The sequence below is a fragment of the Paenibacillus sp. J22P51 genome (assembly GCF_059692215.1).
In genome coordinates this window covers 391,324-417,012 of record NZ_JCAUAZ010000001.1, presented here as the reverse complement: position 1 = coordinate 417,012, position 25,689 = coordinate 391,324, and the positions used below count along the sequence as shown (strand labels likewise).

General features: G+C 43.3%; 20 protein-coding genes. 18 read left to right on the top strand and 2 right to left on the bottom strand.

The features are described 5' to 3' along the window. Position 1 precedes the first annotated feature (1 nt). Genes AC58QC_RS01425 through AC58QC_RS01410 form a run of 4 tightly spaced genes read left to right on the top strand, consistent with a single transcriptional unit; the run spans position 2 to position 5,521 of the window. Entirely contained in the window at positions 2 to 1,816 is a 1,815-nt protein-coding gene (locus AC58QC_RS01425; RefSeq protein ID WP_497413428.1) for a hypothetical protein, read from the top strand. Beyond that, positions 1,816 to 2,889 (top strand): beta-galactosidase BglB, encoded by a 1,074-nt coding sequence (gene bglB / locus AC58QC_RS01420; RefSeq protein ID WP_497413427.1) that lies wholly within the window; start codon positions 1,816 to 1,818, stop codon positions 2,887 to 2,889. Before AC58QC_RS01425 ends, bglB begins: the two co-directional genes overlap by 1 nt. 54 nt (positions 2,890 to 2,943) lie before the next feature. After that, positions 2,944 to 4,875, top strand: a complete 1,932-nt coding sequence (locus tag AC58QC_RS01415; protein ID WP_497413426.1) for a DUF8769 domain-containing protein — start codon at positions 2,944 to 2,946, stop codon at positions 4,873 to 4,875. Positions 4,876 to 4,912: 37 nt separating this feature from the next. Then, the gene (locus AC58QC_RS01410; RefSeq protein ID WP_497413425.1) at positions 4,913 to 5,521 is read left to right on the top strand and encodes an SGNH/GDSL hydrolase family protein; all 609 of its coding nucleotides are present in this window, start codon (positions 4,913 to 4,915) and stop codon (positions 5,519 to 5,521) included. On the opposite strand, the gene AC58QC_RS01405 is transcribed toward AC58QC_RS01410, so the two are convergent. Next, positions 5,514 to 6,404: a helix-turn-helix domain-containing protein gene (locus tag AC58QC_RS01405; protein ID WP_497413424.1), complete on the bottom strand. Its 891-nt coding sequence runs from the start codon at positions 6,402 to 6,404 to the stop codon at positions 5,514 to 5,516. The two genes, AC58QC_RS01410 and AC58QC_RS01405, sit on opposite strands and share 8 nt — an antisense overlap. A gap of 131 nt (positions 6,405 to 6,535) precedes the next feature. On the opposite strand from AC58QC_RS01405, the gene AC58QC_RS01400 reads away from it, so the two are divergent. The 4 genes from AC58QC_RS01400 (at position 6,536) to AC58QC_RS01385 (ending at position 10,930) form a co-directional block, all read left to right on the top strand. After that, complete coding sequence (locus AC58QC_RS01400) at positions 6,536 to 7,906, top strand: hypothetical protein (RefSeq protein ID WP_497413423.1); 1,371 nt, start codon at positions 6,536 to 6,538, stop codon at positions 7,904 to 7,906. After that, positions 7,906 to 8,643 (top strand): SDR family oxidoreductase, encoded by a 738-nt coding sequence (locus tag AC58QC_RS01395; RefSeq protein WP_497413422.1) that lies wholly within the window; start codon positions 7,906 to 7,908, stop codon positions 8,641 to 8,643. Before AC58QC_RS01400 ends, AC58QC_RS01395 begins: the two co-directional genes overlap by 1 nt. Beyond that, the gene (locus tag AC58QC_RS01390) at positions 8,640 to 9,431 is read left to right on the top strand and encodes an alpha/beta hydrolase (RefSeq protein ID WP_497413421.1); all 792 of its coding nucleotides are present in this window, start codon (positions 8,640 to 8,642) and stop codon (positions 9,429 to 9,431) included. The genes AC58QC_RS01395 and AC58QC_RS01390 overlap by 4 nt, the downstream gene beginning before the upstream one ends. Positions 9,432 to 9,766: 335 nt before the next feature. Continuing rightward, positions 9,767 to 10,930 carry a DUF4317 domain-containing protein gene (locus tag AC58QC_RS01385; protein ID WP_497413420.1) on the top strand — a complete coding sequence of 388 codons (1,164 nt, stop codon included), beginning with the start codon at positions 9,767 to 9,769 and terminating at the stop codon, positions 10,928 to 10,930. Between the two features lie 214 nt (positions 10,931 to 11,144). Here AC58QC_RS01385 and AC58QC_RS01380 read toward each other — a convergent pair whose 3' ends face one another. Beyond that, positions 11,145 to 12,011, bottom strand: a complete 867-nt coding sequence (locus tag AC58QC_RS01380; RefSeq protein WP_497413419.1) for a MurR/RpiR family transcriptional regulator — start codon at positions 12,009 to 12,011, stop codon at positions 11,145 to 11,147. A 247-nt stretch (positions 12,012 to 12,258) separates the two neighbouring features. Between AC58QC_RS01380 and AC58QC_RS01375 the strand changes: the two genes are divergently transcribed. The 10 genes from AC58QC_RS01375 to AC58QC_RS01330 all read left to right on the top strand — a co-directional run bounded on the left by AC58QC_RS01375 (position 12,259) and on the right by AC58QC_RS01330 (position 25,417). Beyond that, on the top strand, positions 12,259 to 13,125 hold the full coding sequence (locus AC58QC_RS01375; RefSeq protein ID WP_497413418.1) for a MurR/RpiR family transcriptional regulator: 867 nt from the start codon (positions 12,259 to 12,261) through the stop codon (positions 13,123 to 13,125). A gap of 18 nt (positions 13,126 to 13,143) precedes the next feature. Then, positions 13,144 to 13,812, top strand: a complete 669-nt coding sequence (locus AC58QC_RS01370) for an N-acetylmannosamine-6-phosphate 2-epimerase (RefSeq protein WP_497413417.1) — start codon at positions 13,144 to 13,146, stop codon at positions 13,810 to 13,812. 18 nt (positions 13,813 to 13,830) lie between these two features. Beyond that, positions 13,831 to 14,787 carry a BadF/BadG/BcrA/BcrD ATPase family protein gene (locus AC58QC_RS01365; RefSeq protein WP_497414050.1) on the top strand — a complete coding sequence of 319 codons (957 nt, stop codon included), beginning with the start codon at positions 13,831 to 13,833 and terminating at the stop codon, positions 14,785 to 14,787. A 1-nt stretch (position 14,788) separates the two neighbouring features. After that, complete coding sequence (locus tag AC58QC_RS01360) at positions 14,789 to 15,535, top strand: sugar isomerase domain-containing protein (RefSeq protein ID WP_497413416.1); 747 nt, start codon at positions 14,789 to 14,791, stop codon at positions 15,533 to 15,535. A gap of 20 nt (positions 15,536 to 15,555) precedes the next feature. Continuing rightward, positions 15,556 to 16,932, top strand: a complete 1,377-nt coding sequence (locus tag AC58QC_RS01355; RefSeq protein ID WP_497413415.1) for an ABC transporter substrate-binding protein — start codon at positions 15,556 to 15,558, stop codon at positions 16,930 to 16,932. A 93-nt stretch (positions 16,933 to 17,025) separates the two neighbouring features. Continuing rightward, positions 17,026 to 17,913 carry a carbohydrate ABC transporter permease gene (locus AC58QC_RS01350; protein ID WP_497413414.1) on the top strand — a complete coding sequence of 296 codons (888 nt, stop codon included), beginning with the start codon at positions 17,026 to 17,028 and terminating at the stop codon, positions 17,911 to 17,913. A 24-nt stretch (positions 17,914 to 17,937) separates the two neighbouring features. Continuing rightward, the gene (locus AC58QC_RS01345) at positions 17,938 to 18,792 is read left to right on the top strand and encodes a carbohydrate ABC transporter permease (protein WP_497413413.1); all 855 of its coding nucleotides are present in this window, start codon (positions 17,938 to 17,940) and stop codon (positions 18,790 to 18,792) included. Positions 18,793 to 18,828: 36 nt separating this feature from the next. Continuing rightward, positions 18,829 to 21,489 carry a discoidin domain-containing protein gene (locus AC58QC_RS01340; protein WP_497413412.1) on the top strand — a complete coding sequence of 887 codons (2,661 nt, stop codon included), beginning with the start codon at positions 18,829 to 18,831 and terminating at the stop codon, positions 21,487 to 21,489. A 40-nt stretch (positions 21,490 to 21,529) separates the two neighbouring features. Further along, positions 21,530 to 23,824 (top strand): discoidin domain-containing protein, encoded by a 2,295-nt coding sequence (locus tag AC58QC_RS01335; RefSeq protein ID WP_497413411.1) that lies wholly within the window; start codon positions 21,530 to 21,532, stop codon positions 23,822 to 23,824. Between the two features lie 429 nt (positions 23,825 to 24,253). Continuing rightward, the gene (locus AC58QC_RS01330) at positions 24,254 to 25,417 is read left to right on the top strand and encodes a DUF4317 domain-containing protein (protein ID WP_497413410.1); all 1,164 of its coding nucleotides are present in this window, start codon (positions 24,254 to 24,256) and stop codon (positions 25,415 to 25,417) included. The last annotated feature ends 272 nt before the right edge of the window (positions 25,418 to 25,689 follow it).

Sequence of the window (25,689 nt, the reverse complement as noted above, 5' to 3'; positions counted from 1 at the left end):
AATGAACCGGATTGGAGATGATGACCTCAATATGCACACGCAAACAGAACAGATTTGGCAGTCGATGTGGGAGCAATATGGCAGCAAGCTGAAGATAGAGGACGGTCTAGTGAACACTGGCAAGCCAGGACATACGGCCGAAGCTTCCAAGGCGCAAGAGGCGCATTGCGGTAGAACAACTGCAGCTTATTATGTTGTGGGTACAGCTATAGGCGTGCTGGATGAGAAGCAAGGCTTGCAAATTCTTCAAGCACTTGCAGAATTGCAATTTACCGACAAGCAGGATCCGCATTATGGAGCCTTTCGCTGGTATCGGGAAGAGACGCGGGTCAACGATTCGAATGCCGCTTTCTTTATTCTCATGCCGCTTGTCGTGCTAAGGCTTTACTTGGAAGAACGTGTGCCTGCGGCTCATCGGGAGCTTCTGGATCAAATGATGGATCACGGTGCAGCCTGGTTCGAGCATGAGTTAAAGGATCCGATCTTCTATTATACGAACAAAATCGTGAGCGACGGCGCGCTGTTGCTGGCGATTGCGCGTATTCGCAGCTTGCCGCATTACGCTCAAGCAGGCATAGCTTTCTTCGAGCAATGGCTCGATTATACGCATCGAAGAGGATGGGGCTGGGGAGAGAATATCAGCCTGATTTATATTCAGATCACCTTGAATGCATTGCGCATTGCAAGTGTTTCCTTGCAAGCTGATAACCCCGAATTACAGGAGAGAATTCAATCAGTGATGGAAGGCTTAGTGGATTATGTTCGTTTCCATGAGGGCTTCGAATTTGTTCCTGCGATCCGCAGCTATAATACGCAAGGCGAGCTGCATCCGAGCAGCTTGATGTGGAGAATCGCTGGGATGGGAATGCCATCCTCGATGGAAGCGGAGACAGGCGGGAGTCTATGGAACGGTCTGTCCTATCTGTTGTTCGAGGAGGAGCTGCAGAAGGAGAGCGAGGTCTCGAAGCTGCCGTCTCCACGAAGTCGCGCAGAACGAATCATGGATTCGAGCTATGCCAACACTTGGATCGGCGTTACTGGCCGACTTGGAAGTGTGAACCGGTTCCCGGTTATCGCTGGATCTTATCAATGGCCGACCTGGGGTCTGGCTTGGCAATCATATCCGGTATCGTTGGCAGTGGAAGGGCACCAGGTCTCCTACCTGCGCTGGTATACGCATGATGGAGAACGTGAAAGAATCCATCCGGCTGATTACCAGAAGGCGTATTTAGGACCAGCGTTATTCAAGGAATCGTGGTACCCCGATACCCAGCTCAGGTCGACTCAGCAGAACCACGCGGTATTAGTTATGCGCAGCATGAGCCGAGTTCATAACGAAGCAAGCGAGCTTGCCGATGAGTGGGTTGTGCATCGCTGGTCAGGGGAAGTGAACACAGTTGCTGGAGCTGATGGACGCCAATGGACCATCCTCCAATATCCGCATTCGGCCGTACTGATCGCACCACTTCAAGGCATTGCTTATGGCGAGACTGCTCGCCAAGTACCCGTGATTCATCCCGTTCTGTCTGGGGATACGCTCCGCTTAAGGCAGATGTTATATGCAGCTGAAACGAAGCTGTTACAGCAGGCAAGGTTGGAAGTAGGTTGGGCGATATATTATGCAGATGGCGTTAATAGCATAAGTAAAGCAACGGCAGTTGCAGCTCGATTAAAGCTTGTAGAGGCTTCTTATAAAGACGGAGAAGTTCCACGAGACAGTTACATGGAAATCAGAAGTACAACGTTATTTGAAGGAGACACGAAGCTGGCAGAGCTTGTAGTCGACCCCCATAAAATTGAAAGCGGTGAAGCGTAATGCATACAACGATCGAACTTAACAAAATGGAAACCCACGCAATCATTGAGAAAGTAATTGGGCAGCTCAAGCATTTACAAGGCGGCGCTGTAGAAGAAACGTGCCCGATCGGTATTATTTCCATGGAGAACTGGGAGTGGCCGCAGGGTGTGGGGTTATTCTCCCTTTACTTATATTATCGCAAGACAACCAGACAGGACATCAAGCAGTATTTGATCGACTGGTTTGATCGCAGAATTGCCGAAGGGTTGCCTTCCAAAAATGTCAATACCATGTGTCCAATGCTGACGCTAAGCTTTCTTGCCGAAGAAACGGGGCGCGACGATTACATGGCGCTCTGCCGTGAATGGGCTGAATATGCGGTGAAGGAAATGCCAAGAACGGAAGAAGGCGGCATTCAGCACGTTGTCTCGGGTCAGTTGAATGAAGGAGAAGTCTGGGACGATACGTTATACATGACCGTGCTGTTCGTTTGCCGCATGGGTCTGCTGCTGAATGAGGAATCATTTATCGACGAAAGCGTGTATCAATTCCTGATGCATCTCAAATATTTGACCGACCGCCGCACGGGACTGCTGTTCCACGGCTGGACCTTTAACGGCCGTCATCACTTTGCCGATGCGCTGTGGGCGCGCGGTAATTCCTGGTACACGGCAGGGCTCGTCGATTATCTGGAAATGGTGGAGCTTCCAAAGCCGGTTGAACGTCTGCTGCTCTCCGCGCTGGAACAGCAAGCGGCGAAGCTTGCCGAGCTGCAAGCCGCAGACGGCATGTGGCACACGCTTCTCGACGATCCAAACTCCTATACGGAAACATCGGCCACGGCTGCTTTTGCCTACGGCATCTTGAAAGCAGTAAGAAAGGGCTACCTGCCTGAGTCCTACAGAGCAGTGGGCTCCAAAGCGTATGCCGCAGTTGTTTCCCAAATTGATGCCGAAGGCGTCGTGAACGGCGTTTCCTACGGCACAGGAATGGGGCGCACGCTTCAGGAATATCGTGACATTCCAATTTGCCCGATGCCTTACGGTCAATCCATGACGCTGCTTATGCTGACTGAGGGATTGGAACATTAAAGCAGACGTTAATCCCGCGCTTGCGTCTGTTAATGGATAGAGGAAGGTGTATACATGGAAAAGGCATATTATGACTTACAAGGACAAAAGGAGAGAGCAGACCTGATTCTAGGTCTGCTCGTCCGCTATCATTTGCACGATTTCAATGCGGATGGCCAGTATACAGGCATGGAGCCAATCGGTGGAATCAGGGAGAAATTATGGTTTGCTTACGCTTTTCTGGCTGAGGGATCGGAGCGCGCCTGCCTGATCGGAAACGCCATTATTGAGTTAAGCCAATATCAACATTGCCATTTTTCTCCTAAGATCGCGATACAAATTATTATGAAATGCGATAGGATGCTAACCGACGGAGCAAGAAGTAGGCTGTACGCATATGTGGAGGAATCCATCGACGAATGTGCCTTGGAAGAGATGGACTTTGTTGGCGTCAATGACAATTTTCCTTGTATGAGCACCTTCACGACGCTGCTCGGTGGCAAGCTTCTTTCGCGCCCTGATATGATCGAAATTGGCATCAAACGCTTGCATCAATTAAAACAAATGCTTACTCGCAGGGGCTTTGTCAGCGAATTTAACAGCCCTACTTATACGGTGATTCAGCTTGAAACATTGGCGGATATAGCAAATTTAGTGGACGATGCGGAGTTAAGAGAAATTGCCTTGCAATGCGAGGAACGCATCTGGGCAGATCAATTCTCCCGCTGGCATCCCTCTACTTCTCAAATAGCAGGACCCTATTCTCGTGCTTACACGGCTGATTCCACAGGACATACACAGCAAGCAGCGATCTATACGGTACTTGGCGATCTGATGCCTGTCAATCCTTACAATACATTATTTGCTTCCAAAGATGGCGTGGAGGGATTTGAGATCCATCACAATATGGCGTTTCAACATATGGCTGTTGCAAGTATTGTGAATACGGCCTTCCATTGCCCGGTAGAGATTGTTGAGCATGCTTTGAACAAGTCTTATCCATACGAAGTTACGGGTACAGTGGAATTCTCTTCCTCTTCGGATGAACACGCATGGGAATCTCCTCAGGACCCGGTATTAGCGGATGACATGGTCGAATATCCAGCCGGTGTTGGCAGCAATACAACCTATATGACGGAAGATTACGCGCTGGGTACATCGACGCATGAGTTTCATAACGGGGTGCAGACCGACTCTTTTCACTTGCTGCTGCGCCGTAATTCTCATGCACAGCCTTCGCTGCGCAACGCCCGAGCGGTATACGCCAAGTTTACCGTGAATGAGAAAAAGCCCGGACAGACGAATACGTATGAACGGATGTCATGTACTTCGCCGGAGTATTCGTTGTGGGATGAAGGACGAAAGCTGGCTTTCCAGCACAAGCAGACAGCAATGGTTCTTTATAAGCCGAAACGCTTTGGCCGATTGCAGGTGACGAGCCTGAAGCTAACCGTCCTTATGCCATGCAAATACAGCGAGCCTGACGAAATCTGGCTGGGGGATCGGAAGCTGGAAGATTTGACGGGAGAAAATCTGGAGCCTTGTCCAGTCTATGTCAAAGACGGCGCTGTTTATATGGTGTTTCATCCGCTGTTGCTTACCAATCATGGCAGAGAGGCTGCTGTCCGAGTAGAAAGAGTGAATGGTTATCTGGCGTTGTCCTTCTACAACTATGAAGGCGACGCCCGGGATTTCGATCCGAAAACATTTGTGTTAACGGGCAACGGTTTCGTCATTCAAGTTTCGAGCGAAGACGAGTCTGGGGGCTTTGAAGCGTTTCGTGAGAGGACTAGTCAAGCACGGATTGAAGATAAAAACTTGTCAAGCCCGCACTCTCGCCGTACAGTGCTGAGACGTACTACGTACCAGTCAGAAGGTGTAACACTTGCTTGTGAATATAGCCCGATTAGCGAAGGAATCCGCTATATGGAGGTGAACGGCCAGGCGCTTGCGAATGAGAAGCTTGCCATTACCGGGTACGATGTGAGCCGACTGCCATTTATGTAATCAGTTGAAAAATTCGAAGAACAAAGGAGTTTTATACATGCATGCTTTGAAGACGATTGCTAATCTTGAAGCTGGCAAAAGCCAGTGTATCGTTACTTATGGAACTAGCTTGACCGATGGAGCAGCCTGGGTGGAGGATATGAATGCTCAGCTACAGGAACGTTATCCTGGACTTGCTACAGTCATCAACAGCGCGAAAGCCGCCATGTGGTCACAATGGGCGATCGACAACTTGTCGGAAAAGGTGCTCGCTCATAAGCCCGATATGGTTTTTATCGAATTTGCCATTAACGACGCTTATTTGCCGTATGAAACGACTATTGATCAATGCAGAACCCGTTTGGAATCTATGATTAACCAAATTCTTGAAATTAATTCTGTCTGTGAAATCGTACTGATGACCATGAATCCTCCAGTAGGAGTTTCGCTGGATTCAAGACCTGTTTTTAATGATTACTACGATGTATACCGTTTGGTTGCCAAGGAACGGAATTTGCCTTTGATCGATCTTTATGAACAATGGAATGCGATTTTACAGCACAATCCGGAACAGTTTCATCAATGGGTACCGGATAGCATTCATCCGATTCCTGAAGGCAGTCTGGCCGTGACGGCAAAAGGGGTCCGTGAATTGTTATTCAAGTAGATTGCTTTTTCCTGAATTGGCCTGGCGTCATCCTCGTTATTTTCTTAAATGTATTCGTGAAATGAGGCACATCGGTGAAGCCGCAAAACTGTGTGATATCCTCCATCGTGTAATCGCCTTGCTTGAGCAGTTCCTGGGCATGCTGGATCCTTAAATGCAAAAAATATTGATGCGGGGAAACACCGAATTTGTTTTTGAAAAGTGCGGAAAAGCGCGACGGAGACAGTCGCGCTCGCTTCGCCATGTCTTGAAGCGATAACGGCTCGGAAAGATGAATAGAGAAGTACGATGTAATCCAGTTCAAGGATTGTGGTTTGTGCGAGTGGTCATCTTGCTGAAGATCACTAAATTGTTTCAGAAGTCCGATGATCAATTCCTCGAGCAAATGATTAGCTTCCAGCTGGCTGATGACATCGCCGTTTTGCCAAAGTCCAATCATTTTTAACAAGGATTCTTTATAGCTGGAAATGTGCTGGAGTCGAAACTTAACAGGAATCGAGATATTCGCAAAGTCGTTCAGACGCGGCTGTAAAAGATGCTGGTATTCAGTTAGATCAATCAGTCCTGGCTTCGTAGCGAAACTATGCTCCCGCTGTGCCTGAAAAAAAAGATCGAAATGTGCAAACGGTGTAATCGTACGAGTAATTCCTTTTAAAGAACACAATACATCAGGTTGAATGAGACAAAAATCGCCCTCCACACATTCATAGATTACACCGTCGATTTCAAATTCGCAGATGCCTTCCTGTATATAGATCAGTAAGTAATCGAGTAGTTTCCGGTTTGGGACGGTCCACCCAGGCTGCCTGATAGCATAGTCAGATTCTCGGATATAGGGAACGATTGGTTGTTCTTTGATCAGATCAAGGAATGTATGTTTCATGATAGGATCTCCTTTTTGCTAGTGAGTATAAGAAGATTTTACAAGAAATCAGTAAGGTTTCACAATGCCTTTTCAGCATGATTCCTTTATAATTAAGATAATTCTTGAAGTTAAGAAATGGAGGATTAACGTTGACTAGAGTAAATAATAACAATTTAGGGTTGATCCCTCTTGCAGGTGTTTGCAGTTATGAAGACGCTTGCAAGGTCGGCTATGACATCGATCATAACGTGAATTTACTAAGAAGATATCTGTATTCCGAATCGCAATTGACTAAAATTTTTGCAGCACATATTTCCAATACCCCAGAGTGGGAAGTGAAGGGTGCTTTCGGATTGCACATTTGGCTTGATGCTGAGCATAGTGCCGCACTTCGGAAAAGGGTTACCGAGATGAGGGAACCGCCTTTGCATTTGGATAAAGTTCCCGATGCGCAGCTCGAGGCATTCTTTGGCGAAGTGATACGCGCAGAAACTACGTTGGAGCTACTGGTGGGCATTTATCGTGTAGCTAAACGGGATTTGGTACGTTCCTTGAAAAAACATATATTGGAAACTAATCCGCTAGTTGATCAGCCAACCTGTCGTGCCTTGAAGTTGATTTTAGTGGAAGAGGAAGAGATGGTTCCATGGGGAGAAGCGGCTATTCAAGCACTGATCCGTACGGAAGAAGATCAGCAGGCCGCATTAAAGTGGCAAATGCATCTCGAGTCCTTCCTATATGCTGCTGGAGGCATTTCTGGAGATTTGACGAAGCCAGCAGATTGGCAATTATCAGTTCCACGATCAGATGGGCAGCCATTTGAAATGAAAGTGGAGCCTCGTCGTGATGCGAGATTTACAGATAGCTATAATTCAACAGCTAATTTCGATCACTATTATTTTGATGAAAATCGTCCTGCTGACGAAAGAACGTATGCACTCCTCTTTAAACGTCTCCGTGAGATGGACGTACCCGAGTGGATGGGTCCCATTATTTATAAAACGACTGGGAAGCCATGGGAATACTATCAAGACTTAAGTAGACAATTATGGGACGAGGCTAGGCATTCGATGATGGGTGAAGTAGGGCTATACCAGGATGCTGTTGAGTTTTACAAGTACCCAGTAGAATTTTTAACAACAATGGCATTGAACAATACAGCAACGCCACTAGAAGCGCATCTTGTTCTTTGGTACATTGAGCAGGGGTTAATGCCGAAAGATACCGGGAAACATTTTGAATGGGCGGTCGCCAAAGAATCGGATAACGATCTTGCCAAAACGTTTCAGGATTACGACTGGGCGGATGAGGTCTTGCATGCGCAAATCGGCAGGAAATGGTTAGTTCCTGAATTCAAAGATATGGGGGAACTTAAACAGCAAGCGGAAAGCGTCATGAATCGGAACCTAGCAGAGAAAGTTAGATTGAGCCAGAGATCTGAGCAGAAAGAATGGTGGCCAGATTTTCTTGCGGAAATTCGTGCAGGAAGAGAAAGAACTCGCGGAGGGGTGATTGCCTAATGAATTTACAGGATAAAGTATGTGTGGTCACAGGCGCTGCCAGAGGGATTGGCTTCTCTTTAGCAAAACAGCTTCATGCTGCAGGAGCGAAGGTAATGCTGACCGATGCGGATGAGAAAGCATTAGATGAAGCTGTAGCATTGCTTGCTTCCGATCGTGTTAGCGGGGTGAAGGCGGATGTGCGTTCAGAGTCCGATATTGCAGCATTGACGGAGAAGACTGAGGCTCAACTAGGTCCAATTGCCGTTTGGATTAATAATGCAGGTGTCGCCAGACATAAGCTGATCACCGAATATACGGAAGCTGATATCGACTGGATGATGGACGTTAATTATAAAGGCACAATTCTTGGCTGCAAGTATGCGCTTCGTAGTATGCAAGAGCAACGTGCAGGCCATATTATCAATATCATTTCAACAGCGGGATTAACTGGAGTGCCTACGGAATCCGTCTATTGTGGTACGAAATTCGCTGTTCGAGGATTTACGCAAGCACTTCAAGAGGAAGCTGCGCAATTTAACATTCGAGTTTCAGGTATTTACCCTGGGGGTGTCAATACGGGTTTCTGGGATATCGCGCGCGAGCAAAAATCTCCTGTTGAGAAATATTTGACACCTGACGATGTGGCAAGCGCCATTGTCTCCGTCATTCAAATGGACGATAACTGTGTCACACATGAGATTGTGCTCCGTTCGATGAAAGATGCCAATTTTACCTTGCAGGAATTAAATCAATGAAGCTGCGATTATATTCCGATATCATTCAATCTGAATCGTTAGGCTCACGTCGTGTCTACCGACTCTTAATGCCAGAACCGCGTCCAGTCGGTCGACTGCCCTTATTGATTTTACTGCATGGGGTACATGGTTCCGAGATTGATTGGACGGAACAAGGTCACGTCATGCAAACGATGCAAGATTTGCTTGATGAGAAGGAACTGGAGCCGATGGCGGTTCTTATGCCGTCGGATGGATTGACAACCATCGGAACTGGGTATTTGAATTGGGATAGCGGAGGACCACATCGTTATGAAGATTATTTGTTGGAAGAATTGATTCCGCATATTGAAGAGAAGTGGAATGTAGGCGGAAGCAGAACAACAAGGGCGATCAGCGGGTTGTCGATGGGCGGATATGCATCTATTCGGATGGCTATGTCTCATTCGGAGCAATTTGCCTCTGCATCCAGCTTAAGCGGATTTTTCCATGTTATCGAGCTTGGCGAACTGATTGGTTCCGAAGATTACTCGCACATTTTTCAAGCAGATGGGAATCGAACGGAGGAGGTATCCCCCTTAACCATGTCCATTCCTCCCTCTAAGGACCTTCCTAAGCTTAAATTTGATTGCGGTGTAGAAGATCGTTATATTCAAATGAATAGGCAGTTGCATGAACGGTTGGCAGGGTTGGATATTCCTCATTTATACGAAGAGCATCTAGGTGCTCATACCTGGGATTATTGGCGAGAGCATATTAAAGAACATTTGATTTTTCATTCCAATGCGATGAAAGAGTCCTCTTCTTGAGGTCTCTTTTTTTAGTTTAATAATTAGATTGATTTACAGACGAAATCGCCAATCCGGAGATTTTTTTATTTCCAAAATAAATAGTTTGATGTTATAACATTTGTTATAATAGAAAAAAAGAACATGAGTTCGTTTTTGTGTGGTTTTGCATTTTAAAACCGACATATTTAAGAATTAACTTAATAAACGACATTTCAAGTTACAATTCACACTCTTCTCTTCTTTTTATTATTTTTTTTAGATAAATCCTCAAAATTGTTGAGAAATCTATATTTATGAACTAACATACAGAAAGTGTTCGGAAATAAAACTTCTTAGGAGTTGACTGACGGATCATGATTAAGAAAGAAATCGCACATATTCGCAAGCAATTTAAATTGGATCACGAAATGCTGACTATTTCCGAGATTTTAAATGTGTATATCATGAAGCAAAGCAACGAGATCTACCATTACGAGCGTCAACCGTTCGTCTTATTGGACAGGGAGAAGCAGGAATTATATATGGCCAATTTCAAAAAACTGTTGACCGGCGAATTAGATCAGAAGATGTTCGAGTTAAAGTTTCAGGAGGAAGCGGAGCAACCTACACAGGTGCTTCTCCATCAAGGTTTGGTGACGGGTGATTCGGAAGAATGGCAAGATCTGATGCTCTTGTTAGTAGAGAAAATGTTGGTGGATACTAACTACGAACAGGATACGGTGATTACTTTCGTCCGCGGACAATATTCCCGACCAACCAAGGCGAGGAACGAAGAAGCCGAGGTGAGTGAAAAGGATGAAATGTTCGCGAATCTGTTCATTTTGTGCAGCGTGAATTCCACGGAACAACAGCGGAAAACGCTCATGTTTGATTATGTTGAGAGGGAATTTAAGTATAATTTCTTCGTAGATCCGATCATCAAATTGAACTTACCGGAGCAAGGTTTTTTCTATCCTAGCGTGACGGACAACTATTCTAACATGAATCGCATTTTGTATTGCGCGGGGAAAGCGAATGAACCGAATCTGCATTTCATCGAGCAAGTCTTAAATGCCGAGAAGACCGTGACGGCGCTGGAAGAGAGAGCCATTTTTGATGACATCGTGAAGGAAGTGGCAGGCGAACAACTTGATGCCGCTACGATCGCACATGTGTACGAGGAAATTCATCGGATCATCGAGTCCAATGAGGAGGAAGAGCCCCCGAAGCTGGATTATAAAGATGTGGAACGTATGCTGACGGTGAGCGGCGTGGAGGACGTGACGAAGGAAAAGGTGGAACGAGCGTTTCAAACAATCGTCGACGACAAAAACTATGAAATTAAAGCGAGCAGCGTCATTCCGAAGTTCACTTCGAAATCGATTAAGATTGATACAAAAGTAGCTACGATTACAGTCAGTCCGCAAGATTTAAAGTTCGTGAGACAGGTGAATTATCACGGAAAACGATGTATCTTGATCGAGGTTGACGAAGACGTCATTATCGAAGGATTTACGCTCAGTACGGAGACGTTGTAGCTTATAGTTTTATTGGTTTGGAATTCATGTATATTTATGCATGCCCGGTTAAAAAGTTAACATATTTTTTCTATCGAATTCTGCAACAAATACTCATTTTAGCCGATGGCTAGTTTAGAATCTAATCATTTATGAAACAAAAAAACGGAGCACCGCGGGTTTGCGGGCTCCGTTTTCTAATTAATTATGGAATATCACTTTTCTTCTTCTTTTTTTAATATAACTTATTAAGGATAGATTCCGTGGTTTTCCAAGCATCCGCTCCTGAACTATTTTCAGATAAATATAGCGTAAGGCTTATAGTTATTAATTCAATGATATAGAGAATGGAGACTTTACTTTTTAAGTCGTTCTCAAAAACAGAAACATCCTTACTTAAACAGACAAGACGAGTATCGGCTACCTCGGTGATCGGTGATCGGCCATGACCGGTGATACAAATCGTATGAGCTCCACTGGATCGAGCTTTTTTTAATGCCTCAACAACGTCAGTGGTGCTACCAATCTGGGAAATGCCAATTGCGACATCTTTTGTATTTAAATGCGCAGCGCTAATCAGTTGGAGGTGAACATCGATATGTGCATCAGCCATAAATCCCATGCCGAGTAGTTTCATTTTTAATAAAACAGCTAGGGGACCAGATTCGCCTAGTCCGAAGATGATAATTTTTCTGGCTTGCATAATCTTTATAACGGAATTCTGCAGCTCTTCTAAATCGAGTACTTTCAGCGTTTCCTGTAGATTGCTTATGCTTATATGGGCAAGCCTTTGTGGAAGGTTCATTTTGCCCTCATTCGTATCGGGTCTTATCCCACTATCCATGTCTCTGGCAAGTTTGATTTTTAGTTCTTGATAACCCCTTAAGCCAATAGATTTGCAAAAACGAGTGATCGTCGACTGTGCCACCTCAAGTTCGTCTGCGACTTGTGTAACGGAGGAATAGATGACTTTGCTGGGGAACTCCATGACAAAGGCAGCGATTCTCTGCTCTGTTGAAGAAAGGTGAGCATAGGAACTGTTCAGCTTAGATTTAATGGTAAATTCGCTAGCATCTTCGTTTGTGTTATTTTCTAATCGCATGCAGGGTTCTCCTTTGAACTATGATAATCAGCTTAACTCGACCAATATCATAAGTATACAATGAATTGGCAAATTGCGAAAACGAATCGATTTCACAACAGTATCCATCAATATCCTCTGTCATTTGTCGAAAAAATAATTATTGCAAATCATAAAATATCGATAAAATAATTATTTACAATTCAAATATTCGCGATTATAATCAACTCATAAGGCACATTAGAGAGAGGAGTTTAGGGAAATTATTGTGGAGAAATTACAAGATGTCCATATGCCAGATTTGGATCAAACTATAAATTCTAAGCTAAACAGCTCCTATGCGCACTTGTCTGTTACAGAACAAAGAATTGGTGAGTTTGTCATGAAATATCCAGAGAAAGTGATGTATTACTCAGTGACTCAAATAGCTGATGAACTTGGCGTTGCACAATCGACGGTTACCCGTTTTTGCAGGTCAATTGGATTAAGAGGCTATCAGGAATTAAAAATTAAGTTGGCAAGGGATATGGATAGTGGTATTCGGAATGAAGCCACCGATGGCAAGATGAATCTTCCACAAAGACTTGCTCACATCAATATCAACAATATCCAAGAAACGTTAAAGATTATTGATCTTGAGGAATTGCAAAAAGCAATCGTAAAAATGATGCAGGCTCACAAAATAATTATTTACGGTTTAGGTGAATCGGGCCCAATCGCTGAGCTACTTAAGATGAAGTTAATAGGGTTAGGCTTATCGGTGGATGCACATATGGATGTACATTTGCAATTAATTAGTGCAGCTCATCTAACTAGTGATGATGTGGCAATTGGCATATCCCAAATGGGTAGCACGAAAGATGTAGTTCTTGCTTTGAAAAAGGCGAGATCCAGTGGTGCATTAACAATCTGCATTACAGGACATGGCCGTTCTCCAATAACAGAAGTTTCTGATATTCGCCTAGTTTGTTTAGGTAAAGGAATTTCGGTGCGTGAGAATGATTTAAAAAGTAAGGCTTCTATCTTATTCTTAATTGAATTGATTGCCATCAGCATTTCCCTATACATGTCTGAAAAAGGCAATAGTTTGGAGCCCTCGAAAACGACTGAATCCATTTTAGATAAACTGTTTTGATACTTGGAGGGAAGCACATTGATTGAACAAATTAAAGGACGTCTAATCGTTTCATGTCAAGCATGGGTAGATACCCCGTTTTATGGACCTCATTATATGAGAGCTATGGCGGAAAGTGCTCAAATGGCAGGGGCAGGAGGGATTCGGGCAAACAGCCCAGAAGATATTCAGGAAATAAAAAAAACAGTTAAGCTGCCCATGATTGGTATACATAAGCTGCCTGACAAACGAGGCATTAAAATTATTACACCAGATTTTGAAAGTGCTAGAGCATTGGTAGAAGCGGGGGCTGACATCATCGCTATTGACGCAACCAATCAAGGTCGACCAGATGAAAGTGAGCTAGAGCGGCTGATTCAAGAGATCAAAACTAAATTAAAGGTACCCGTTATGGCTGACATTTCTAATGTAGAGGAGGCTGTTCGTGCCGAACGGTTTGGAGCAGACCTTGTGGGTACAACCATGTCTGGTTACACTTCCTATACAGAGAAGACAGAAGGACCTAATTTAGCATTAATTGAAAACTTGAAACGAACGGTTCGAGTTCCAGTTGTTGGAGAAGGCCGATTTTCACAGCCTCATGAAGTGAAAGAAGCCTTGAATCAAGGTGCACATTGTATAGTGATAGGAACAGCAATAACAGCACCATGGGAAATAGCAGCTAGGTTTGTGCGTGCGATCCAATAATGTTGGAGATGATTCTTGATGATGTTTCTTGGTATAGATGGAGGGCAAACCTCAACAAAAGTCTGCTTTTTTGATCTCAATACCCGTGAAATTGTTATTGAAAAGGGTCTCCCCATCGACCATATGTTAACAACAGACGGACAAGAAATTGCTAGAAAAGGAATACAAGAATCTATTCAATCCTTGCTAGATAAATTGAACCGTGACGTTCACGTAGACGTAGCTGTAATAAGCATTAGCGGCTTGCGAGTAGAACATACGGAGCTGATCAAAAGTTGGGTTTCTGCCTGTATGGAGGTTCGTTCATTTATTATAGTAGGCGATGTAATTGCGAATATAAGCGGTGCTTCTGCTGGTGAAAATGACGGCATTCTCGTCATTGCAGGAGGGGGGAGTATTGCCTATTACGCTCATAACGCAATTGATTATACAGCTGGTGGATTTGGACATATTCTCGGAGATGAAGGAAGCGCTTACAGGATTGGTCTTGATGCTCTCCAAGCCGGTATACGCTGCTGGGAAAATAGAGGAGCGTTCACGGTATTGTATCAACAACTATTAGACCATTTTGAGCGAAGTAATTATTGGGATATAAAAACGATGCTGCATGGGGATCAAATCAAACGTAATGATATTGCCAATTTGGCAGTTATCGTGAACGAGGCTGCAACACAAGGAGATACGGTATCGCAGCATATTCTGCATAAGGCAGGTGTGGATCTCGGTGAGCTAGCTATTTCGGTCATAGAAAGTTTAGAACGAGCTAATATCTCGAGTGTGAGTAAGATTTATCCAACCGGTGGGGTATTTAGTTCTGAAGCTTGGGTAATTCCAGCTTTTGAACAAACGATTCATAAGAGATTTCCTGCGTATAGGATCACCAAGCCGGTTTTTTCACCGCTATTGGGTACGTTGATCATAGCAGCAGAAAGTGTAGGGATGAAACAAAAATTACTAGATAAATTGGAGGAATGACATGACTATCGGCGCAAATTTAGTCATCGATACGATTCTAGACATCGTTCAAACATTTAGAAGCACACAGATGGAGCCCCTGCAGAAAGCCTCTAAGCTTCTTAGTAAAAGCTTGTTGGATGGCGGCGTGATCCATGTATTTGGTGCAGGCCATTCACGTACCTTTGGTATGGAAATGTGCGGTCGTGCAGGCGGTTTGGTGCCTTTAAATCTAATAGGGCTTGAAGATATCTCACGAATCGATAATCGAATAGGAATTAACCTTGTAGATTTAGAACGGGAACCGAAAACGGCACATGATTTATTGGATTTGCATGATGTTAGAAAAGAAGATTCGATTATCATCGTCTCTAATTCAGGGCGTAACGGTGCTCCCAATGAGCTCGCTATAGAAAGTAAGCGAAGAGGTCTCTCCGTAATAGCGGTCACTTCATTATTGCATTCCACTCATTCGGATAGTCGTCATCCAAGCGGTAAAAAACTGTTTGAATTAGCCGACATTGTTATTGATAACTGCTGCCCTTATGGAGATGTTCTTCTCGAGATTCCTGGAATTAGCGAAAAAACAGGTTCTGCTTCCACGGTAGTTGGGATTTTTATCGCCCAAGCGCTTACTGTCGAGATTATAGCTGAATATGTACAAGAAGAAATTATACCGCCAGTGTATATCAGTGCAAACGTTGATGGCGGGGATGAGCACAACCGCAAGCTGCAACAAAAGTATGAGCACCGCAATATTACCTACTAAGAATATGGAGGGCTAAGTCCATGAATGTATTCACTGGTAAAGAATTGAAATGGGGATCTCTTACGCTTGTTGGTTTGATGGCTACTACACTGCTTGCAGGATGTAGCTCGAAAGTCGAACCTACCAAAGAAGTTGCTTCTACACAAGCACCGGTGGCAACAGCAGCAGCAACCGCAACCCCAGAAGTAAAGAAAGATCCAGTTAAAATCGTGTTCTGGCATTATTTAACGGATCGCAAGGATATATTGACAGAGATGTCGAAGGAGTTCACGGCTCAAACCGGTATTCAGGTCGATATCCAATTGTTTGGTGGAGACGGTTTTAAAGAGAAAACCATTGCAGCTGCTCAAACGAATTCATTACCTGATATTTTAACATTGGCTGGTGGACCTGGTGATCTGGCTAAATTTATCGAAACGAAAAGCGTCATGGAGTTAGGTAAAGAATCAACGGACATAGTAGGTAAATTTCCAGAAAATATTCTTAAAACGTATTCCTATAAAGAAGGTAATACGTATAAAGTGAAAGATTTTGGTACATATGCACTTCCGATGGATACGAATAATATGCAGTTTATGTACAATAAAGACTTATTTGCTAAAGCTGGAATCACCGCACCTCCAAAAACATGGACTGAATTCTTAGCCGCTGTAGATAAGCTGAATGCGCAAGGTATCGCACCATTTGCCACCGGACTTGGATCATGGGTGGGTACATCCATGACAGAGCCATTTATGTATGCGCTGCTTGGTGAAGAAAAATTAAAAGCAACAAAGCAAGGATTAGAGCCAATGGTCGGCTCCGCTTGGGAAAAAGTACTTGGCATCTATGCCGATTTAGCCAAGCATAAAGCGTTTGCACCTGGTATTTCGACCATGGATCTGCCAAAAGCAGAGCAATTGTTTGCTAATGGTCAAGTTGCGATGATATTTGATGGATCATGGGCTATCGGTGCTTTCAATCAAACCAATGCTGCATTCAAAAATTATGATGCTTTCTTGCCACCTAAACTAGATGGCGCTGTAGGTGACATTAAAATTCCTGGTGGTGTCGGAGTACCTCTCGTGGTAAGCCAAGGAACGAAACACAAAGAAGAAACCTTGAAATTCATGAAGTTTCTATTGGCCAAAGAGCAGCAGCAGAAGTATTCAGCAAGCAGCTTCAATCTGCCTGCTAACAAAGAAGCTACAGCTGCAGGCGGTAATCTTCCTGATGCATTAGTCCACTTTGCACAAGGAATGACAAGTGTCTATGATTCGCCGATTGGTTTTCTAGGCGATACGGAGACTGTCATGCAGAAAGGGATTCAGCTAATTGTATTAGGGCAATCAACACCGGAGAAAGTTGTGAAGCAAATGGAAGATGCAACGAAAAAAGGTAAGGCAGCAGTTAAATAAATAGGATTGTATGCAAGGCTTAAGGGAATCGACTTAAGCCTTGCCTATTTATAAAGTAAATGGATGCTCACGAAAAGGAGGGTACCATGCACCATGCGTAATCCAATCACAAACAACAGAGCAATGACGAAATGGGCGAACCTTTTTTACGTGGCTCCTGCGGTTGCTTTGTTTTTATTATTCTCATTATTTCCGCTGTTTCGGACCTTTCAGTATAGCTTTACCGATGCAAATGGTGTCAATCCCAACGTAAATTATATTGGATTTACGAATTACATTAACGCAATCACAGATCCTGTGTGGTGGCATGCGATTGGTAATGGGTTGTTTTTTGCAGGGATGGCGCTTGTCTTCATGAATTCAATTGCTTTGCTCTTATCCGTAGCTGTTCATTCTGGCATACGAGGCAATAAGATCTATCGCGTACTTTTTTATATCCCGCCTATCTTGTCAGGCATTGTTGTGGGTTATGTATGGAAATGGATTTATGAACCGACAGGGCTTCTGAATAGTCTATTAACTTCTATTGGTCTGGAAAGCTGGACGCATAGCTGGATTGCAGAAACCGGAACAGCGCTTACCGCAGTATCGGTCACTTCCATGTGGCAGGGGGTCGGCGGTTCGTTTATCTTATTTTTAGCTGGATTACAGGGTGTGCCCAAGGATTTGTATGAGGCAGCAGATTTAGATGGTGCAAGCAGATTACAGAAGCTGATACATATTACCATCCCTTCATTAAGAAGGGTGTATACGATGGTTAATATCCTAACTATTCTTGGAGCGATGGAAATTTTCAACCAAGTCTTTGCCATGACATTAGGAGGTCCGGGCTATACAACGGAAGTGCCCGCTATTCGAATTTATAGAGAAGCTTTTAAAAACTCCAATTTTGGCTTGGCCAGCGCATTTTCAGTCATATTTGGAGCTATGCTTTTTATTATTTCATACATCCAGCTCAAGCTATCGCAAAGAAAAGAATAATCGATGAGGATCGGAGTGAATGCAATGGAAATCAGAGCTGCGCAAACGAATAAACAAAGCGTGGGAGCGAAAATGATCATCCACCTTTTACTATTGGTCTGGTCGGTTATTTCTTTATTTCCGATCATCTGGATGTTATCAACGTCATTAAAAGAAAAGAATGAAATCTATACGAATGCAAGCCTTATTCCTCGTAATGCCTTTAACTTTAAAAATTATATTGAAGCTTGGAATTATGGCGGGTTTAAACTCTATGTTCTAAACAGCTTGTTTTATACAACGGTTGTCGTTGTTGGTGTAGTTCTAATTGCTTCGCTTGCAGCCTATGCGATATCCAGATTGGAAATGGTAGGAAAAAAGCCGATTTATTTCGTTTTTATGGGGACTATGATGATTCCTGTTCCAGGAGCCTTTATTTCCTTATTTATTGTCGTTAGTAACCTAGGACTTGCGAATACGCGATTGGGATATATGTTGCCTTTAATAGCGATAAGTTTACCGATCTCGATTTTTATTCTCAAATCCTTCTTTGATGAATTGCCCAAAGAAATTGAAGAATCGGCCATTATCGATGGGGCTAGAAGCTTTCAAATTTATTATAAAATTATGATCCCACTTGCCCGGCCGGCCATTGCAACCATTGTCATCCTGAATATGCTTTCCGTCTGGAATGAGTTTTTACTTGCGTTGGTTATGTTCTCTAACAATAAATTAATGCCTATTCAAATGGGGTTATCGGTGTTCGTGGGGCAATATACCACACAATATGAGCTGCTTATGGCGGCAATGTCCATTATGGTCATACCCGTTATTCTGGTCTATGTATTGATGCAAAAGCAGTTTATTCAAGGGATTACATCAGGTGCAATCAAAGGATAAATAAGGTAAATTATCGAAGATGAGGGGGGATTTTTTATGAGAAAAGTCATACTTCTGTTTGCGCTCGCCTTTTTTGGGGTTGTGGGATGGTCGGCTGTTTGTGAGGCTGAGGTCAATTATTCAGAAATCATAGAGATTGAATCAAATTGGATTGCTTCCTTACAGGAGCCTTCTGGAGCGATTGTCATGACTCGGGATAAAACATTCCAGTATCAAGGCGTGGAATCCTACAAGGTGGAACCGTACTTTGCTAATTTGTCAGTTATCGGAATGCTGGATCATGCAACGGATGCTAATTTAAAGGTCAGTCAAAAATGGATCGAGTGGTATTTCAATCATTTGAATTCACCGGATTATAATGGGCTGAACGGTACGATTTATGTGTATTACGTTGATAAAGCTACAAGAAAACAATATACAAGCTCAAACTACTATGATTCTACGGATTCTTATGCGGGTACTTTCCTTACGTTATTGGAGAAATATATGCGTGAAGGCGGAGATAAAAAAGTTCTGACATCGAACAAAGCAAAAATTAAACAAATTGCAGATGCCATGCTGGCAACGATGGATCTGAATGGGCTAACGCTGGCAAAGCCGGACTATGCAATTAAATATTTGATGGATAACTCTGAAGTCTATGAAGGGCTGCGAAGTGCGGCATGGCTTACGAGACATATATTAAATGATGAGACTTTGGCACAAGCTTATGAAGCTAAGCAACTTGCTAACTTCAATGGAGTGGGGACACTCTGGGATCGTGTTGCGAACAATTATAAGGCTTACGAGGGTGCAGGTACGACAAATTGGAATATTTTTTATCCAGATGCTACGGCGCAAATGTTTCCGATATGGAATGGCATTCTCTCTCCGTCAAACCAAAGAGCCTTAGATATTTATGCCGGATTAAATCAATATCACCCTGGTTGGCCGTATTTGATTAAATCGGATGATTTCCCTTGGAGTATCCTTGCTTACACAGCCGCATTAATGGGAGATAAGGATAGAGTTGATACGTTCTTGCAGAAGATTAAAACCGACTATATCGATCAAAATCACAAGTGGGTTTGGTATAACATGGAGGCTGGATTTACAATTCGAGCTGCGAAGACGATGCGGGATCAAACGAATCTGGCAATAAACAAACCCGTAAGTGATTCAGGGAATCTCAAGAAATTCTCACCTTCCCCTGTGAATGATGTTAATTTAACGACAAGCTGGAAGGGATCTAAGAAACCGGACGCTCTGATCATAGATTTAGGGAGTACTCAATTAATTAACCATGTGGCATTGAATTGGGGGTCAACTTTTGCAGATCAATACAAGATCTTGGTTTCATTGAATACCAATGCATTCTCTACTGTGTATGAAACGGCTGACGGAAATGGGAAGACAGATGATATTCGCTTTGCAGATGTGCAGGCGAGATATGTAAAAATTGAATTGGCCCATTCTGAAGACAAAACTGCGCTGAATGAAGTGGAAATTTATCATGAGATCTACCATGCGCCGCCTAATCCCAAACTTAATTTAGCCTTGAACAAAACGGCGACAGCATCATCTGACATTGAAAACGCATCTAAGTCTATTGATGGAAATGCTGCAACAAGATGGTCAAGCAACGCAGCCGACAATGAATGGTATAAGCTTGATCTCGGAGAAATCAAGGCCGTCAATAAAGTTACCATAGATTGGGAAGCAGCCTATGACAAGGCATATACCATAGAAACATCCACAGATAATGTAAATTTCAGCGTGGCTTATACAACGACAGCGGGAGATGGCGGTACGGACGTGCTTCGATTTGCCACAAGAGAGGCTAGGTATATTCGGGTGGTCTGTACGACTCGAGCCACACCTTATGGCAGCTCATTTTGGGAGCTTGGCGTTTACAACGATACGTCCAATCCATCTGAACTCACCAATTTGGCTTTGATGAAGAATACAACAGCGTCAACGCAAGCGGAATTCAGCAACTGGTCTGTAGATGGGAATTTAAGCAGTCGTTGGGCTAGTGATCCTCTGGATCATCAATGGTATCAAATCGATCTAGGTTCTGTCCAAAGCATGAATCAAGTAAAGATTGATTGGGAGGCAGCGTATGCTTCTGCCTATAGCATTGAAGTGTCAAAGGATGGGGTCACCTATACAACTGTGTACTCGACAGTGGCAGGGACGGGCGGATCCAATCTCATTGTTTTTCCTCTAGTCGATGCGAGATATGTGCGAATTGTATGCACAACGCGTGCAACTCCTTATGGCAGTTCGTTTTGGGAGGCGAGTGTATATAAGGATGTATCCAATCTGTTTATGTCACCTAATTTAGCCTTGAATAAATCAGCTACTGCTTCAACAAACTCTGAAATTGCCTATCGATCCATTGATGGAGATCCGAATAGCCGATGGGGAAGCGACGCTCTGGACGATCAGTGGTACACAATTGATTTAGGTTCCGAGCAAACGATGAATCGGGTTACGTTAGACTGGGAAGTAGCTTACGCTTCCGGTTATGCGATTCAAGTATCGGCAGATGATGTGAATTACAGCACTGTTTATTCAACAACTACAGGTGATGGTGGCATTGACACAGTCACGTTCGATACAACTCACGCAAGATATGTGAAAATATTATGTACGACACGCGGAACACCTTGGGGAAGTTCTTTCTGGGAGATTGGCGTCTTTAACGATAATTAATAGTTTGCAATAATCATGAATTAAGGGAGAGTGTTCTTTGATGTTTAAAAAGACAATCGCTTTTTTAATGGTATTGCTTCTTAGTGTTAGTGCATCTTCCATTTCCTTCGCTCAAGTAGATTATTCAGGTATGATTGAAAGTGAATCCAATTGGATAGCTGGTTTGCAGCAACCTTCGGGAGCTATTGTCGTTTCCAAAACAAATACGTTTCCTTGGCCGCTGCCATCTGGGCCCGCTAGCTATAAAATAGAGCCTTATTTTGCCAACTTAGCTGTAATCGGTATGCTGGAAAACCCTTCAGCCGCAAATATCCTGGTAGCGAAAAACTGGATTAATTGGTATTTTAACCATCTGAACCAACCAGATTATAACGGAATCAATGGTTCGATCTATGTCTATTATGCAAATGCGAGTACAGGTGTTGAAACTTCCTCAGGAGGATATGATTCTACAGATTCTTACGGGACTACTTTTGCAACTTTGTTGAAGAAATATGTTGAGGTAAGCGGAGATAGTACATTACTTATTAACAATAAAGCTAAGATTGAGATGGCAGTGGATGGATCTATAGCGACTTTCCAAGCCGATGGATTGACCTATTCAAAGCCCGACTATCAAATTAAGTTTTTAATGGATAATGTCGAGGTGAATGAAGGATTAGCTAGTATGGCATGGCTGGAAAATAACGTGTTAGGGGATCTGGCGAAAGGAACTTACTATTCTGGGAAGAAAAGTTCAAATACGACCGGAATCGAATCCTTATGGAATACGGGAAATAATAATTATAACAGTTCAGCGGGTCAGCCTTCGAACTGGGGTGTGTTCTATGCAGATGCAACAGCGCAGGTTTTTCCGATTTGGACGGGAGTTATTCTACCAACCAGTGCACGAGCGATCAGTCTATATGGGAGCTTGAACAGTAATTACCCAGGCTGGCCAAATCTAAGTACACCTGATGCATTTCCATGGGCTATCTTGGCTTATTCAGGAAGTTTGATGTCAGACTCCACACGGGTTAATACCTTTCTTAACAGTATCAGGGATTCCTATATTACGACTGGTCATCAGTGGCCTTACTACAACATGGAAGCTGGATTTTCCATTCGGGCTGCCAAAAAAATCAGAGATAAAGATAACTTAGCGCTCTCACAAACAATCACAGCTTCTTCGAGCTCAGGCACTGCGCCCAATGCCAATAACGGAAATTTAAATGATAGCTGGACAGGAGCTACCACGAATAATGAATGGATTCAAGCTAATCTTGGAACAAGCAAGGCGATGAATCGAATGGTGATCAAATGGGGGAATACCTATGCAACGCAGTATAAGATCCAAGTTTCGGACGACGGAACCACGTACACGGATGCTTATACGGAAACAGCGGGCAATGGCGGAACAGATGACATCTCGTTTACAGCTGTGACAAAAAAATATGTGAAGTTGTTATTCACTGCAAAAAGTGCAGCAAGTGGTGTAAATATGAAAGAGTTTGAACTATACAATGCAGCAGCCGAAGCACCTATCAATCTAGCATTAAATCGAACAGCAACCGCCTCCAGCTTTCCAGCAGATGTGCAGAAGTCTGTGGATGGCAACTTAAGTACACGTTGGGGTAGTGCATCCTTGAACAATGAATGGTATCAAATTGATCTCGGAGCTGCAAAGACCATTGATAAGGTTGTTGTCAATTGGGAGGCTGCTTACGACACGGCATATACCATTCAAACCTCAACGGATAATGTCAATTTCACATCCCAGTTTACAACAACTGCCGGTGATGGTGGTATTGACACCATAACATTTTCCCCTACGACTGCTAGATACGTGAAGATCCTGCTAACGACTCGAGCAACACCATATGGAAGCTCCTTCTGGGAATTTGAAGTTTACAACACGGGGGGTGGTACACCACCACCAACACCACTTGTAGATAATCTTACGGATTGGTCCAGTTCATTTTCTCATAGTGCGAACATGATATTAGACTCTACGAGTCCAGAGTATTTTGAAGGCGATACTTCACGAGCTTCTCGGAATACAACAGGCACAGGAACGATTGTTTATAACAAAACGGGTCTAACATCGTTCAGTGCAAAAATTTATGAGTTTGGTGCAGATTTGACCAAGGTGAAGTTTTATTCTTCTCCGGATGCCACGACATGGACGTTGATCAGCTCGACGCACGATACGTTGGTTGCCACTCAAAGTAATTGGTATAGAACGAATTTCACGAATACTGGAACGATTCCTGTCGGTACGAATTATTTAAAGGTTGAGTTAACAAGTACATTTGCTCCGTATGATACAGAGCTTTCACAGATTACGATCAATTAAGGGTATTATTGTACCTACCGATTATTGATGATATTATTTTTCTTATGCATATTTATACAAAAATAAATGTGTGCACAATTTGCTATTCTAAAGAATTCTGGAACAATCCATCATTTTCGCCGTTGAGTACTTCAAATTCTATCGAATTATGAAACAAAATAAACGGAGCGCCGCGGGTTTGCGGGCTCCGTTTTCTAATTAATTATGGAATATCACATCTCTTCTTCTTCTTCTTCTTCTTTTTTTCTTTTTATTATTATTATTTTTAGATAAATCCTCAAAAATGTTGAGAAATCTATATTTATGAACTAACATACAGGAAGTGTTCGGAAATAAAGGGAAGTAACGGTGGAAGCCCTTTACAATTGTTCAGTGCCATAGTTTATTCTAGTAAGGCTAATCTACTTCTTAGGAGTTGACTGACGGATCATGATTAAGAAAGAAATCGCACATATTCGCAAGCAATTTAAATTGGATCACGAAATGCTTACTATTTCCGAGATTTTAAATGTGTATATCATGAAGCAAAGCAACGAGATCTACCATTACGAGCGTCAACCGTTCGTCCTATTGGACAGGGAGAAGCAGGAATTATATATGGCCAATTTCAAAAAACTGTTGACCGGCGAATTAGATCAGAAGATGTTCGAGTTAAAGTTTCAGGAGGAAGCGGAGCAACCTACACAGGTGCTTCTCCATCAAGGTTTGGTGACGGGTGATTCGGAAGAATGGCAAGATCTGATGCTCTTGTTAGTGGAGAAAATGTTGGTAGATACTAACTACGAACAGGATACGGTGATTACTTTCGTCCGCGGACAATATTCCCGACCAACCAAGGCGAGGAACGAAGAAGCCGAGGTGAGCGAGAAGGATGAAATGTTCGCGAATCTGTTCATTTTGTGCAGCGTGAATTCCACGGAACAACAGCGGAAAACGCTCATGTTTGATTATGTTGAGAGGGAATTTAAGTATAATGTCTTCGTAGATCCGATCATCAAATTGAACTTACCGGAGCAAGGTTTTTTCTATCCTAGCGTGACGGACAACTATTCTAACATGAATCGCATTTTGTATTGCGCGGGGAAAGCGAATGAACCGAATCTGCATTTCATCGAGCAAGTCTTAAATGCCGAGAAGACCGTGACGGCGCTGGAAGAGAGAGCCATTTTTGATGACATCGTGAAGGAAGTGGCAGGCGAACAACTTGATGCCGCTACGATCGCACATGTGTACGAGGAAATTCATCGGATCATCGAGTCCAACGAGGAGGAAGAGCCCCCGAAGCTGGATTATAAAGATGTGGAACGTATGCTGACGGTGAGCGGCGTGGAGGACGTGACGAAGGAAAAGGTGGAACGAGCGTTCCAAACAGTCATCGACGACAAAAACTATGAAATTAAAGCGAGCAGCGTCATTCCGAAGTTCACTTCGAAATCGATTAAGATTGATACAAAAGTAGCCACGATTTCGGTCAGTCCGCAAGATTTAAAGTTCGTGAGACAGGTGAATTATCATGGAAAACGATGTATCTTGATCGAGGTTGACGAAGACGTCATTATCGAAGGATTTACGCTCAGTACGGAGACGTTGTAGCGTATAGTTTTATTCGTTTGGAATTCATGTATATTTATGCATGCCCGGTTAAAAAGTCAACATATTTTTTCTATCGAATTCTGCAACAAACACTCATTTTAGCCGATGGCTAGTTTAGAATCTAATCAATTCTGAAACAACAAAAACGGAGCCACGCGGGTTTGCGGGCTCCGTTTTCTAATTAATTATGGAATATCATACTCTCTTCTTTTTTTCTTTTTTTGAGCGTAAATTTTAGAATTGTTCCATAATTCCTTAGACGAGTTGTTACA

Bases quoted from the DNA above. Each gene is read 5' to 3' on its own strand.
- AC58QC_RS01340 (WP_497413412.1), top strand. From the start codon at position 18,829: ATGAGAAAAGTCATACTTCTGTTTGCGCTCGCCTTTTTTGGGGTTGTG.
- bglB (WP_497413427.1), top strand. From the start codon at position 1,816: ATGCATACAACGATCGAACTTAACAAAATGGAAACCCACGCAATCATT.
- AC58QC_RS01355 (WP_497413415.1), top strand. From the start codon at position 15,556: ATGAATGTATTCACTGGTAAAGAATTGAAATGGGGATCTCTTACGCTT.
- AC58QC_RS01410 (WP_497413425.1), top strand. From the start codon at position 4,913: ATGCATGCTTTGAAGACGATTGCTAATCTTGAAGCTGGCAAAAGCCAG.
- AC58QC_RS01385 (WP_497413420.1), top strand. From the start codon at position 9,767: ATGATTAAGAAAGAAATCGCACATATTCGCAAGCAATTTAAATTGGAT.
- AC58QC_RS01415 (WP_497413426.1), top strand. From the start codon at position 2,944: ATGGAAAAGGCATATTATGACTTACAAGGACAAAAGGAGAGAGCAGAC.
- AC58QC_RS01345 (WP_497413413.1), top strand. From the start codon at position 17,938: ATGGAAATCAGAGCTGCGCAAACGAATAAACAAAGCGTGGGAGCGAAA.
- AC58QC_RS01425 (WP_497413428.1), top strand. From the start codon at position 2: ATGAACCGGATTGGAGATGATGACCTCAATATGCACACGCAAACAGAA.
- AC58QC_RS01405 (WP_497413424.1), bottom strand. From the start codon at position 6,404: ATGAAACATACATTCCTTGATCTGATCAAAGAACAACCAATCGTTCCC.
- AC58QC_RS01360 (WP_497413416.1), top strand. From the start codon at position 14,789: ATGACTATCGGCGCAAATTTAGTCATCGATACGATTCTAGACATCGTT.
- AC58QC_RS01330 (WP_497413410.1), top strand. From the start codon at position 24,254: ATGATTAAGAAAGAAATCGCACATATTCGCAAGCAATTTAAATTGGAT.
- AC58QC_RS01380 (WP_497413419.1), bottom strand. From the start codon at position 12,011: ATGCGATTAGAAAATAACACAAACGAAGATGCTAGCGAATTTACCATT.
- AC58QC_RS01365 (WP_497414050.1), top strand. From the start codon at position 13,831: ATGATGTTTCTTGGTATAGATGGAGGGCAAACCTCAACAAAAGTCTGC.
- AC58QC_RS01395 (WP_497413422.1), top strand. From the start codon at position 7,906: ATGAATTTACAGGATAAAGTATGTGTGGTCACAGGCGCTGCCAGAGGG.
- AC58QC_RS01335 (WP_497413411.1), top strand. From the start codon at position 21,530: ATGTTTAAAAAGACAATCGCTTTTTTAATGGTATTGCTTCTTAGTGTT.
- AC58QC_RS01350 (WP_497413414.1), top strand. From the start codon at position 17,026: ATGCGTAATCCAATCACAAACAACAGAGCAATGACGAAATGGGCGAAC.
- AC58QC_RS01390 (WP_497413421.1), top strand. From the start codon at position 8,640: ATGAAGCTGCGATTATATTCCGATATCATTCAATCTGAATCGTTAGGC.